The organism is Methanofollis fontis (assembly GCF_004297185.1).
GTDB classification, from domain to species: Archaea; Halobacteriota; Methanomicrobia; order Methanomicrobiales; family Methanofollaceae; genus Methanofollis; species Methanofollis fontis.
The window spans coordinates 199113-211846 of record NZ_PGCL01000002.1 but is presented as its reverse complement, the minus strand read 5'-3'; the positions used below and the strand labels follow the sequence as shown (position 1 = coordinate 211846).

Annotated in this window: 10 protein-coding genes; 9 read left to right on the top strand and 1 reads right to left on the bottom strand. The window is 60.7% G+C overall.

Annotated features, from left to right (window positions below; translation table 11 throughout):
- Positions 1 to 251 precede the first annotated feature (251 nt).
- The 9 genes from CUJ86_RS04705 (at position 252) to hisB (ending at position 12122) form a co-directional block, all read left to right on the top strand.
- Positions 252 to 1538, top strand: coding sequence for a helix-turn-helix transcriptional regulator (locus CUJ86_RS04705; protein WP_165394783.1), 1287 nt, complete (start codon positions 252 to 254; stop codon positions 1536 to 1538).
- A 218-nt stretch (positions 1539 to 1756) separates the two neighbouring features.
- On the top strand, positions 1757 to 2731 hold the full coding sequence (locus CUJ86_RS04700; protein ID WP_130646408.1) for a hypothetical protein: 975 nt from the start codon (positions 1757 to 1759) through the stop codon (positions 2729 to 2731).
- Between the two features lie 11 nt (positions 2732 to 2742).
- On the top strand, positions 2743 to 4221 hold the full coding sequence (locus CUJ86_RS04695) for a PKD domain-containing protein (RefSeq protein ID WP_130646407.1): 1479 nt from the start codon (positions 2743 to 2745) through the stop codon (positions 4219 to 4221).
- 6 nt (positions 4222 to 4227) lie between these two features.
- Positions 4228 to 4983, top strand: coding sequence for a hypothetical protein (locus CUJ86_RS04690; RefSeq protein WP_130646406.1), 756 nt, complete (start codon positions 4228 to 4230; stop codon positions 4981 to 4983).
- Between the two features lie 2 nt (positions 4984 to 4985).
- Positions 4986 to 8363 (top strand): PKD domain-containing protein, encoded by a 3378-nt coding sequence (locus CUJ86_RS12130; protein WP_328590945.1) that lies wholly within the window; start codon positions 4986 to 4988, stop codon positions 8361 to 8363.
- A 331-nt stretch (positions 8364 to 8694) separates the two neighbouring features.
- Positions 8695 to 9900, top strand: a complete 1206-nt coding sequence (locus tag CUJ86_RS04670; RefSeq protein WP_130646405.1) for a methionine adenosyltransferase — start codon at positions 8695 to 8697, stop codon at positions 9898 to 9900.
- A 54-nt stretch (positions 9901 to 9954) separates the two neighbouring features.
- Positions 9955 to 10827 (top strand): ATP phosphoribosyltransferase, encoded by an 873-nt coding sequence (gene hisG, locus CUJ86_RS04665; RefSeq protein ID WP_130646404.1) that lies wholly within the window; start codon positions 9955 to 9957, stop codon positions 10825 to 10827.
- Positions 10828 to 10833: 6 nt separating this feature from the next.
- A complete protein-coding gene (hisA, locus tag CUJ86_RS04660; RefSeq protein ID WP_130646403.1) occupies positions 10834 to 11544 on the top strand; it encodes a 1-(5-phosphoribosyl)-5-[(5-phosphoribosylamino)methylideneamino]imidazole-4-carboxamide isomerase in 711 nt (236 codons plus the stop codon).
- Positions 11541 to 12122, top strand: coding sequence for an imidazoleglycerol-phosphate dehydratase HisB (gene hisB, locus CUJ86_RS04655; RefSeq protein ID WP_130646402.1), 582 nt, complete (start codon positions 11541 to 11543; stop codon positions 12120 to 12122). The genes hisA and hisB overlap by 4 nt, the downstream gene beginning before the upstream one ends.
- Positions 12123 to 12438: 316 nt before the next feature.
- On the opposite strand, the gene CUJ86_RS04650 is transcribed toward hisB, so the two are convergent.
- Positions 12439 to 12645: a histone family protein gene (locus tag CUJ86_RS04650; protein WP_130646401.1), complete on the bottom strand. Its 207-nt coding sequence runs from the start codon at positions 12643 to 12645 to the stop codon at positions 12439 to 12441.
- Positions 12646 to 12734: the final 89 nt, after the last annotated feature.

The following is a 12734-nucleotide window of genomic DNA, read 5'->3' as shown; positions in this document are numbered from 1 at the left end:
AAATATAAATATTGATGGCAAGTATGTTAATTTAATTGATATGATTGAGTGTTTTCAACAGGTAATGGCTCATTACTCCCTTTTCAACAGAAAATCAGGAAAATTACTGTCTGACCGGATATCACAACCCGATCCGGCGTTGCAGAGACGGACTGTACCCCTCATCCACCCCACCGGCAGACGCACTCCCCACCATTCCAGGATAGATCACCATTTTCATGATCTTCTGGACAATCCAGAGATACTGGCCCATGGCTTCAAATAACACCGTTCGAGAATACGGGACACCACACCTCAGGCTCTTCAAAAGATGCCATCCAGGCATTCAATCATTTTTCCGCTCCACCCTCGGCATAAAAATTCTGCTCCTCCTCAGGGACGGTCCACTGAGTCCGCACCGCCTCTGCACCGCAGCAGGCAACACCATGCCGGCCGTCGTCTCGAAACTCAATATATTCGTGAACGAAGGGCTGATCGAGAGGTGTCAGGATCAGTATGCCCTGAGCAATGCCGCAAGGATCATCACCCCCCATCTGATCGATGTGATCGCAGCGGTCCGATCTGAGGAGAACCATGTCCCGGGAACGGGACGTGAGACCCTTGAAAAAAAATCCTCTCAGCACCTGATTGATCGATTCATAGAAAATCAGAAGGCAATCCGGACAGTATTTCGGTCAGGTATCGTTGCCGGCATCCTGCTCGAACTGAACGAAGGGCAGAAAAACCGTCCTCGACTCCACAGGGTCTCCGGGTGTACATCAAACGCCCTCACCCCCCGTATCAGGTGGCTGGAGCGCATGGGGTGGGTGACCGAGAGGCGGCACACGTACAGGTTGACGCAGACGGGGAGCGGCGTGGCGGCGACGATGGAGGAGTTCGTCGTCACCTTTGCGACGGCAACCCGCCACGGGGATTTCTGGAATACCCACTCCCTTGAGCGATTCCCCGGATTTGCCCTGCATACGATCGGGGACCTCGTTGAGGCCGAGATCATCTCCGATGAACCGACATCCTTTTTCCTGAACTATGAGCGTTATCTGGACCTGCTCGCAGATGCAGACTATATCCATGGATTTACAAGCATGGCAAACCCCGGTTTCGCCGATGCCATCGGGGCGAGGGTGATGGCAGGGGTGCCGGTGGAGATCGTCGTATCCCCTGACCTCGCGTACCACCTCCACCAGGAACCGTACCAGGAGAAAGTCGCCTCCCTTTACCGGTTCAGGAACCTGCAGTTCCGTGTCACTGAACTCCCCCTCCCGATGGGCCTGACGGTCACGGAGCGGTGCTTATCTTCAAAACTCTTTTTACGGGATGAGATGGTGTTCGACACACAGAACGGTCTGGTGTGTTCGTCGCCGGAGGCACATGCATGGGGAGAACGGTTGTTTGAGTATTATAAACGGCATTCCATACCCATGCAGGAATATATCCTCTCAAAGGCATTTGAACACGAAAATTCTGAATTAAAGGCGCCAGATACGCCTGAAGACGGAGGGGAGGTGCCGGAAGCGCACACCCCTCTCCCGGCAGAGTGAACCAGGAGGAATATATCGGCAGATGCACCGGTTCACCGTCCGGCATGAGAAAAAACCGTCAACATATACAAAATATATCGTGATGATTCCAAAAGGTATATATAATATTTTCTGACGATCGAAACACAAGCGTGGAATGACTATCTGTCCACCTCTTCAATTCACATTTATGAGGGCGCCGCAGATCTGGCGCCCCGCATGTCCAGGGTGTGTACAGCATGGAAAAATATGGTCATTTTACTCTTCGCGCCTGTCTGGCAGGCATCTGTATTGTCGCATCGGTCCTGATCGTCTCCGCCCTCCTCCCGGGTGTTCCGGGGACGGTGGAGTCCGGAGCGGTTGATGGAACGTCATCACGGAGCACCGTGGCATTGCTGCCGCCCCCCTTCATCTCCGTCATCGGGTATGCGTCCGCAGAACTGGCACCCTTAACGGCAGATGCCGGCACCGCCTTCCCCGCGGATCGGGCGGGCATCAGCGCATATGTCTCCACCGGCACCCCCATCGATCTCTCGAATGCGGCATCGGTGTGTACCGGTCTCGAGGAGGTCGGCGACAACTATGTGATCGGGAACTACACCTCCTCATACCTCGACTATAAGATCTACGCCGATACGAGCGGGAACGTCGTCGCATACGCCCCCCGCTACAACAAGTACACGAACAGCGGGTATCCGGCAAGCGCATTCGTCAACTGGACCGGCATGGACGCAACCAACCCGCAGATCACCGACTCGGCATTCCATGCCGGCATCAAGACGGTGCTCTCCGAGGTCGTCGATAACGATATCAGGGTGCTGGAACTGATGGACACCGTCCAGTACTATGACTTCGAGTACCCGGATGCGACCACGATGATGCTCTTTGTGAACCGCGTCCCGGAAGGCGGAACAGAGCTCGTGCATTACTATGCCCCGAGCAACACCACGCCGACCACCTTTGAGTCGAGTTATGCGTTCGCGATTTACAACGGTCGTTCATACTCTGATGATAATGATAATGACGCTAAACTCTATATTGACGACGTGCTCACCCTCAACAGGGATATCCTCTCCTCGGGTATCGCCTGGCGCATCGCCCTCGATGCTGACACCTTCGCCCCAGACACCCCGCATACGGTAAAGGTCTGGGGGGGGGACGATAACGGTAATAATTATGCGGGTGTCGGGTTCGCATTCGTCATTCTCCAGTAGGGGGGTCGGACATGCCCCTCCCCCGTTTTTTGATCGGTTGGGTCCTCATCGCACTCCTCCTGATCCCGGCAGTCGGAGCGCTCAATGTCACCGCCGGCGGGATCACCGTCAACGGCACCGACACCTTTTCGGAGGGGACGCTGGCGAGTTTCAGCATCCCGACCACCGCCGAGGCGCGCACCAACGTCTTCGTCGCAGATGATGACGCAAGGGCGGACATCACGCTCACCGCCACCGGGATCACCACGACGAAGATCAACAGAACAAACGTCTTCGTCGCAGATGATGACGCAAGGGCGGACATCACGCTCACCACGACCAGTATCGCCACGACGAAGATCAACAGAACAAACGTCTTCGTCGCAGACGACGACACCAGGGTGAACATCACGCTCACCACAACCAGTATCGCCACGACGAAAATCACACGAACAAACGTGTTTGTCGCAGACGACGACACCAGGGTGAACATCACGCTCACCGGGACGACGATCACGACCCCGCATATTCCCATCACGACCTTCTTCATCTCGAACCACGATGTCTCGGCAACAGAGACGCTCTCCGATCCCGGGATCATCGAACCCCCGGCACCGAGCGCACCGGTGGCGAATTTCACCGCCAGCACCACCAGTGGAACCGTTCCCCTCACCGTGCAGTTCACCGACACCTCCAGCGGGAATCCGACAAACTGGTCATGGACCTTCGGGGACAACACCACATCCACGGCGCAGCACCCGGCGCACACCTACACCGCCCCGGGCACCTACACCGTCGACCTCACCGCCACAAACGCCGCAGGCAACGACACCGAAACAAAGAGCGGCTATATCACGGTAACCGCATCACCCGCAGAGAACACCCTGTCATTCGATCCTGCAATCTCAGAAGTCGCCATCGGGGCCACATCCAACATCACCGTCGTCCTCAGCAGCGTGCCGGACGGGCTTGCCGGCTACAACATCACCGTCGCTCTGAGTGACCCATCGGTCGGCGAGATCGTCGGCATATGCTACCCGACGTGGGCAAACATGCCGATGAACAGCAATCTGCCGACCGACGCCGTCTATGTGCAGGCGGTCGACCTCGGGGGTTCGGTCGGGTCGGGCGCCACAGACGTTGCCCTCTGCACCCTGACGGTGAGAGGCGACGCCCCCGGCACCACGAACCTGACGATCACCGCCACTAAGGTGGACGACACCATCGGCGGGCGCTACGAAGTGACCGTCACGGATGCAACCCTGACCGTCCAGAACATCCTGCCCTTCCCGAACCCTGCCGGCGGCTATTTCCCGCCGCCGACCGACCCGGACGGTGACGGTCTCTACGAAGACCTCGACGGCAACGGCTTCATCGGGTTCAACGATGTGGTGATCTACTACCAGAACATGAACTTCATCGAGTCGAAACAGCCGCTTGCGGCCTTCGACTACGATGGAAGCGGGTTTGTCGGTTTCAACGACGTGGTCATACTCTACCGGATGGTGTAACGGAGCATGCGGACGTGTGCAGCCATCCTCTGCGTCGTCGCCCTCGCCTCCCTCGCCGTTCCGGCCCTGGCATCGCCGGCGCTGGGGGGGCCGGACCTCCTCTCCCTGCCGGCAGGGGGGAGCACAGCAGACCTGACGATCACTCTGGACGGTGCCGAGGCAGGACTCTCAGGCTATAACCTGAGCCTTGCCCTGAACCCCACCGGCATCGCCGAGATCGTGGCGGTCGGGTATCCCACCTGGGCAAATATGCCGATGAACGGCAGCATCCCGGCACCGAACACCTGGATCCAGGCCGTCGACCTGGAGATGGGGGCAGAGCCCGGAAAAGACCCGACCGTCCTGGCCACCATCACCATCCGGGGGATCGCCGACGGTCGGGTCACGATGACGGTGACGCCGGTCGTCGTCGATGACGACCAGGGCGGGCGCTACACCCTCGATCCCCTGTGGGTAGCGGTGCAGGTCGGGGCGGGAACTGCGGAGACTTTCGAGACGGGGGACGGTCCGACAGAGGATGAGGCGCCATCCTCAGTCGAGGGCCCGCGTATGACGGCGACACCACATTCTCCTGCCGCACCCGACATCTCCGAAACGACGGAGATCATAACCACATCTCCCTCTCCCTCCCCGGCAGTCCCTGCCGATGAACAGACCACCACTCCTCCAGAGGCGGCGCCCGGATTTGACCGGGGCACCTCCTGCCTTGCCGGGCTGGTGCTGTGCGCACTCCTTCTGCTGAAACTGAAACGAGGTGAATGATCATGTCACTGCCATACCGACGATCCCTTCTCTTTCTCCTGGTCCTATCACTGCTGGCAACGGGCGTCGTTGCCGCGGTTGAGCCCACCATCACCCTCGACGCCGCTGACGCCACCCTGGATGTGGGTGAGTCCACCACCGTGGCAGTGGTGGTGGACGCTCTCCCGACCGGACTCTCCGGGTATAACATCACCGTCACCCTGACAGACCCGTCTGTCGCCGAAATTGTCGGGGTATCCTATCCCTCATGGGCGATCATGCCGGTAAACGGCAGTCTCCCGGCCGACGCGGTGTATGCCCAGGCGGTCGACCTCATGGGTTCGGTGGGCAGCGGTGCCACGAACCTCACCCTCTGCACCCTGACCCTCCGCGGTGATGCCCCCGGCACCACGAACCTGACGATCACCGCCACCAAGATCGACGACGATGTTGCCGGGCGTTACGCACCGACCGCTGTCCCCACCGCCATCACGGTCGGGAATATTCCGACCCCAACACCAACCCCGATCCCTGGAACAGGGCTCTCGTTCAGCCCTGTTGATGCGACGATCGTTCCCGGTGAGATGGCCTATTACGCCGTTGTAATGGATACCGCTCCGGCCGGACTCTCCGGGTTCAATATCAGCGTCACCCTGACAGATCCTTCCATCGGTGAAATCGTCGGGGTCTCCTATCCCCCATGGGCGATCCTGCCGGTGAACAGCACTCTCCCCGCCGACGTGGCGTATGCCCAGGCAGTTGACCTCATGGATTCGGTGGGCAGCGGTGCCACGAACCTCACCCTCTGCACCCTGACCCTCCGCGGTGACGCCTGCGGCGCCACGAACCTGAGCATCACCGCCACCAAGATCGACGACGATCTCGCCGGCAGATATTCCCCGGAGACCACAGACGCCCGTCTCTGCGTGGAGGACCTCCCGACAATTGAGGCGAATTTCACCGCCAACATCACCGCCGGCACCGCCCCCCTGACGGTGCAGTTCACCGATACCTCGACTGGAAACCCAACAAACTGGTTATGGACCTTCGGCGACGGGAACACCTCGACCGAGCAGCACCCGACCCACACCTACACGGCGGCGGGCACCTACACTGTGAACCTTACAGTGAGCACTGCCGGCAATTCTGACACCTGCTCGCAGCAGCACCTGATCACCGTCCTCAACCCAATGCACATCACTCTCGGGCATGCAAAGGCGGCGAAGGGCGAGGTCACGACCGCAAACCTGACCATCAGCAACGCCACCGCCATCGGTGCGGTGGGCCTCAACCTCACCTATGATCCCGCCGTGGTCACGGTGGATTCGGTCAGTTCGACATTGGACAACTTCGGATCAAATATCGACAATGAGAACGGCATCACCCGCATCAGCTTCGTAGATGTCTATGGTCTGAGCGGCGATATCCATGTCTGCACCGTCGTGCTCAATGCCACCGGCGAACCGGGCGGCACCAGTCCGCTGGAGATCAGTGTCAAAAACCTGGAAAACACCGCCGGCACCGACCTTGCTTTTGCCGCCGTCCCGGTGCCGGGCACATTCGAGGTGCTCTATCCAGTTACCGCCGACCCCTCCCGCTATTACCTCAACGGCCTCTACAAGGGCATCCGGAGCGGGAACACCATCTACCTCGGGGAAGAGGGGCTGAACCTGACGGCCCTCGGCGACGTTCGGCAACTGGTGCACATCAGCACCCCATCGGTCGGCCTCGACGTCCCCGAACCCTCCTCCTTCGATGCCGTCTATGACGGCAATTTCGTACCGGGACGCTACTACGCATGGGGCGCCGACGCCCCGATCAGCGGTGAGCCCTGGGTAGAGATCCGTGAACCGGCGGTCGAACTCGGCATCGTCCTGAACGGCACGACCAATTCTGTCAACACCACCTCTGTCACCCGCACCGCCGATCTCGCCATCAGGCTGGAGAACAACCTGGACGGACTCTACACCTCCCCGGCCGCGGCCGTCCTCACGATCGAGGTCACAACTCCCGCAGGTGAGAAGGTCGCCACCTTCGGCGGGCTGGACCTGAGAGAGATCCCGGTCAACACCTCCACAATCGACCTCACCGGGATCGACCTGAACGGCACCGCTGCCGGCACCTACACCCTGCGCCCCGTCTGGCCATCGTCGAGTGATTTCGCAGGGAAGGGCTATGATTCGAACACCGTCACCGTCGAGATCCTCGACCGCCCGCTCACACTCGAAGCGAGCACCGGGAGCGTGGTCAGGAGCCATCCCTTCAGTGTTACCGTCAGCGGCGACAACGCCAGGCAGTACATCCTCTCGGTCGCCGACGCCGGTCTTTCCATCGAGGACGACTACCCGCTGATCGCCGCCGGGCAGACCGGCGTCCAGAGCGGCGACGATGTCCCCCTCCCCGAGGGAGCGGCGAATTTCAGCCGCACCAGGGCCTATGTGACCACCGACAGCGGCGGCAACCGCACGGTGCAGTTCGAGACCTCGACACTGACGGCGGATCAGACGTTCACCATCCGGGTCGTTGACGGTGAGAACGGTCAGAACGCCGCTGAGGTGCAGGTGCAGGTCGAGAAGGGGGAGGTCAGCATCACAGCGCCGGGCGACGCAGAGATCGGTGACGAAATCACGCTCTCGGGCGTGAACACCGACAGTGTGATGACCTATCTCTTCCTCACCGGGCCGGGGCTGCCGGCGTCCGGGGTCAACCTCGTGAACCTCTCGGCAGCGGTAGAGAGCGACGATCCGTCGACCTTCACCATTGTCGCCGTAAAGATCGACGAGACCTGGGACTACTGCTGGGACACCGCCTCCGTGTTGGGAGGGGCGCTCCAGGAGGGCACCTATACCCTCTACGCCGCCCCGCAGCCGAAGGCGCTCGCAGACCTCGACGGCGTCCCGTATGCACAGGCGGCGATCCGGTTCACTGCCCCCGTCCTGCCGGGCAACGTCTCATTTGTCGCCGATCAGACCTCGGGTGTTGCACCCCTGACGGTGCAGTTCACCGACACCTCAGACGGCGCCCCGACCTCATGGGAATGGTCCTTCGGGGACGGCGCCGCCTCCACCGCACAACACCCCATCCACACCTACACCGCCGCCGGCAATTACACCGTCTCCCTCTCGGTGAACGGGGGCGCGGACACCTGCACACACACCGCATACATCACCGTCACGCCGGTGCTCTATGGCGACGCAAACGGTGACGAAACGGTGAACCAGGCCGACACCCTGCGGGTTCTGCGGCAGGTGGTCGGCCTCGCCGTGAAGCCTACGGCAGGATCAGACGCATTTACCAGGACCGACGTCCACGCAAACGGCGTGATCGAGGTGGGCGACGCCCTGTTCATCGCCCAATATAATGTGGGGCTGCGAGATGCCTGGTTTTCGTTGATAGAATAATTGCTACCATTTTTTCTGGATTGGGGGCTCCCACCCCCTCCACGCAGGGGCACAAAAAAGGCAGGAATGAGTGAAAACGACCGAAACAACCCTCATCATCCCCGAATAGAACGAACCCCCCAGCGCGGCATCGACAGAGACCATCACCCCCCGATCATATTACCCACAAACATAACAAGCATCTCATCCCTTTCCCGGGAGAAATACCGGCAGATTTCTCCAAGAATCATGAGCCCTTTTCAGAAACGGCGCCAGCAACCACGTTGAAATATAGTAAACGTTAAATGATGCCCAATCGTCTTACTATTATTCTACGATATTGAGGGATGAAATGAGCAGAAATATCAGGGTTGAACAGATCGAACAGACACCCATCGAACAGCAGCAGATCGAACTGGTCGAGCGCAAGGGCATCGGCCACCCGGACAGCATCGCCGACGGCATCGCAGAGGCGATATCCCGAGCCCTCTGCAAGGCTTATATCGAGGAGTGCGGCGTCTACCTGCACCACAACACCGACCAGGGCGAGATCGTGGCCGGCGAATCGATCCCCCACTTCGGGGGCGGTCGGGTCGTACGGCCGATATACGCCCTCCTGACCGGAAGGGCGACGAAATCCTTTGATGGCATCAATATCCCGGCAGACACTATCGCCGTCGAGGCGGCACGCGCCTATGTCAGGGGCATCATCCCGATCATGAACATGGAGGGCGACATCATCGTGGACTGCCGCATGGGATCGGGCTCGACCGACCTGCGGGACGTCTTCAAGGCCTGCGGCGGATCGGCGATGATGCGGGCGAACGACACCTCGTTCGGCATCGGGCACGCCCCCTTCAGTGAGACCGAGAGTCTGGTCAAGGGCGTCTCCGACTATATCGACGATGTCTACCGGCCCCGCAACCCGGCGATCGGCACCGACGTCAAGGTGATGGGGCTGCGTGACACCGACGCCATCACCCTCACCCTGGCCGTGGCGATGGTCGACCGCTACCTCACCGATATCGGGGAGTACGTCGAGACGGTGAACCGCCTGCGGGAGTCGATCGAGGAGATCGCACCGCAGTTCACCAGCAGGAAGGTGCACGTAGACGTGAACACCGCCGACGACATCACCGCCGGCAGCGTCTTCCTGACCGTGAACGGCACCTCGGCCGAGATGGGCGACGACGGATCGGTGGGCCGCGGCAACCGCTGCAACGGGCTGATCACCCCCGGCAGGCCGATGAGCATGGAGGCAACGAGCGGCAAGAACCCGATCAACCACATCGGCAAGATCTACAACCTGCTCGCCACCGAGGTCGCAAACACCTGCGTCGCCGAGGTGGAGGGCATCGAGGAGATCTATATCCGCCTCCTCTCCCAGATCGGTCACCCCATCGACCAGCCCCTGGTGGCGAGCGCACAGGTGATCCCGAAACCGGGATATGATATGTCAAAGATTATGCCCGGCGTAGAGGCGGTCATCGACACCGGTCTTGCAGATATCGCCTCGGTCACCGAGCGGGTGATCAGAGGGGAACTGAAGACCTTCTGAAACCCGCACACACCCTTTTTACCGATAAGCACCCATTCCAGCAGTGAGAGAGACATGACCGAGACAACCCGGATACGCCTTGCCATCCCGAACAAGGGACGGATCGCACAGCCCATCAGAGAGATCGTGGAAAAGAGCGGGATCCATCTGGTTGAGACCGGAGGGCGCAACCTCATCGCCAAGACCGTGGACCCCGGGATCGAGGTGCTGTTCGCCCGGCCCATCGACATCCCCGAATATGTGGCGAACGGCGCCGCCGATATCGGCGTCACCGGCCACGATATGGTGATGGAGCGCGGTTCTGTGGTCAATGAACTGCTCGACCTGCGGATGGGGCGGGCACGACTGGTGGTCGCCGTCCCGGAGGAGGCGGAGGTGAACGCCGTCGCCGATCTTGCAGGCGCAAAGGTGGCGACCGAGTTCCCGAACATCACCCGCGCCTATTTCGAGCGCTTCGGGGTGGGGGTCACGATCGTCCCGGTGGGGGGCGCCTGCGAGGCAACCCCGCACCTCGGCATTGCCGACGCCATCGTCGACCTCACCAGCACCGGCACCACCCTCCAGGCGATGCGGATGCGCATCCTGGGCGAGGTGCTGACGACGACGACCTGGGTGATCGCAAACCCCGACTCCCTCCAGCAGAAGCGGCAGAAGATCGACGAGGTGCTCCTGGCCCTTGAGAGCGTGGTGCGGGCGAAGGGGCAGTGCTATATCATGATGAACGCCTCCCGTGACGTTCTCCCGGAGATCGAGGAACTCCTCCCCGGACTCGGCGGGCCGACGGTGATGGACGTCGCCTCGCATGACGGACTGGTGGCGGTGCATGCCGTGGTGGCGGAGGAGCGCGTCTACCAGCTGATCACCCGCCTGAAACAGGCGGGGGCCAGGGACATCCTGGTGATGTCGATCGAGCGGATGATCCCCTGATGCCCCATGATGATCTTTCCTGCGGTTGACATCCTGGGCGGTCAGTGCGTGCAGCTCGTGCAGGGGCGGCGGGAGTCTGCCACGGCCTACGGCACACCCCTGGAAAACGCACGACGCTGGCTGGATGCAGGCGCCGACGCCCTTCATGTGATCAACCTGGACGGCGCCTTCGGGAGTGCCGGCGCGAATGCCGCCGTGATCCGGGACCTGATCCAGGAGACCGGCGTGTTCGTGGAGCTCGGCGGCGGCATACGCAGCATGGAGGACGCCCGTTCCTGGCTCGATATCGGCGTCGGGCGGGTGATCCTGGGAACGATCGCCGTCAGGGAACCTGAAATCGTCCGCGACCTCTCCCTGGAGTACGGCCCGGAGCAGGTGATGGCCGGGGTGGACGCCCGCGAAGGACGGGTCGTGATCGAGGGCTGGGAGGAAGAGGCCGGCGACTTCCTCTCTTGGGCCGAACGCTTTGAACTGCTCGGGGCCGGATCGCTCCTCTACACCAACGTGAGCGTGGAAGGGCTCTGCCAGGGCATCGATACGGCGCCGGTGGCGGCGCTTCTGGGCAGGACCCATCTGCCGGTGGTGGTGGCGGGCGGGATCTCGAGCACCGCAGACGTCCGGACATTGCGGGATCTCGGCGTTGCGGGGGCGGTGCTTGGATCAGCCCTCTACAGCGGGAAGATCATGCTTGAGGAGGCACTGGAGGCGGCACGATGAGAGAGAAAGAGATTATTCGACGGACAAAGGAGACCGATATCAGCCTATCGATCGGGCTGGACAACAGAGGTGAACCGGCGATCGAGACCGGGATCCCCTTCATGGACCACATGCTCACGGCATGCGCCCACCACGGCGGCTTTGCCCTCAGGGTGGCGGCAGAGGGCGACCTCGATGTGGATGCCCACCACCTGGTCGAGGACCTGGGGATCGTCATGGGGGCGGCGATCCGCGAGGCGATCGGCGAAGGGAAGGGGATCGTTCGCTTTGCGCACGCCGCCGTCCCCATGGACGAGGCGCTCGCCGAGGTCGTGCTGGATATCGGCGGAAGGAGTTATCTCGTCTGGAACGGCGAGTTCAACGGCAATACCGTCGGCGGCATTGACACCACCCTCTTCCGGCACTTCTTTGAGGGTCTCTGCGGCCGTGGCGGCATCACCGCCCATATCCGCTACTATGGCAGGAACGACCATCATATGGCCGAGGCGATCTTCAAGGCGTTCGGGATCGCCCTCGGGCGGGCGGCGGCGATCGATCCGGCGAAAAGCGGCGTGCCAAGCACCAAGGGCACGTTCTGAACCTACGAATACTCTTTTTTGTGGGGGGCTGGTTCAGGGGCACCCCGTGATAATGGCAGGACCGATTGAACCTGAATTTTCGGAGACGGGGGTGTTCACCTCCGACTCCCTCTCATTGCGATATGGCCGGGACGGTTCAGCAACAACGTTCCGTTCAGGGACCGTTCCTGCACACAATCTCAGCGCGAAAACGAGAGGATTCATGGTGAATACAGGACCTGGAACCTGTGCAGAATGCTGAACTGCCCGCCATCCACATCTTGGATACGGTACAGAAGAAACAGAGAGAACAGATAGATGAAAAGAAAAGGTGAACTCAGGCGGACTTTGCCGCGAGTTCAACATCTTCTTCCTTGATCGTCTTGCGGCCCGCGTGCTGGGCGAGGCGGTTTGCCTCCTTGGTCAGGCTGGCGATGTATACTTCGGCCTTTGCGACAAGGGCCGCAGCTGCATCGCTGCCTACTCTCTCAGCACCATTCTTCTTGGCGATCCGAACAACCGCTGCGATAGGTAAGTCTGCCATGCCAATTACCTCTAAATTAACAGTTTCCCGAAGAGTATTTAAACCTTTCTGATTGTGGCCGCCAAAATGGCGCCGGATACCGTATCGGA

Excerpts from the sequence above, each read along its gene's own strand:
- CUJ86_RS04695 (WP_130646407.1), top strand. The coding sequence starts at position 2,743 with ATGCCCCTCCCCCGTTTTTTGATCGGTTGGGTCCTCATCGCACTCCTC.
- CUJ86_RS04705 (WP_165394783.1), top strand. The coding sequence starts at position 252 with ATGGCTTCAAATAACACCGTTCGAGAATACGGGACACCACACCTCAGG.
- hisA (WP_130646403.1), top strand. The coding sequence starts at position 10,834 with ATGATGATCTTTCCTGCGGTTGACATCCTGGGCGGTCAGTGCGTGCAG.
- CUJ86_RS12130 (WP_328590945.1), top strand. The coding sequence starts at position 4,986 with ATGTCACTGCCATACCGACGATCCCTTCTCTTTCTCCTGGTCCTATCA.
- CUJ86_RS04670 (WP_130646405.1), top strand. The coding sequence starts at position 8,695 with ATGAGCAGAAATATCAGGGTTGAACAGATCGAACAGACACCCATCGAA.
- CUJ86_RS04690 (WP_130646406.1), top strand. The coding sequence starts at position 4,228 with ATGCGGACGTGTGCAGCCATCCTCTGCGTCGTCGCCCTCGCCTCCCTC.
- CUJ86_RS04650 (WP_130646401.1), bottom strand. The coding sequence starts at position 12,645 with ATGGCAGACTTACCTATCGCAGCGGTTGTTCGGATCGCCAAGAAGAAT.
- hisG (WP_130646404.1), top strand. The coding sequence starts at position 9,955 with ATGACCGAGACAACCCGGATACGCCTTGCCATCCCGAACAAGGGACGG.
- CUJ86_RS04700 (WP_130646408.1), top strand. The coding sequence starts at position 1,757 with ATGGAAAAATATGGTCATTTTACTCTTCGCGCCTGTCTGGCAGGCATC.
- hisB (WP_130646402.1), top strand. The coding sequence starts at position 11,541 with ATGAGAGAGAAAGAGATTATTCGACGGACAAAGGAGACCGATATCAGC.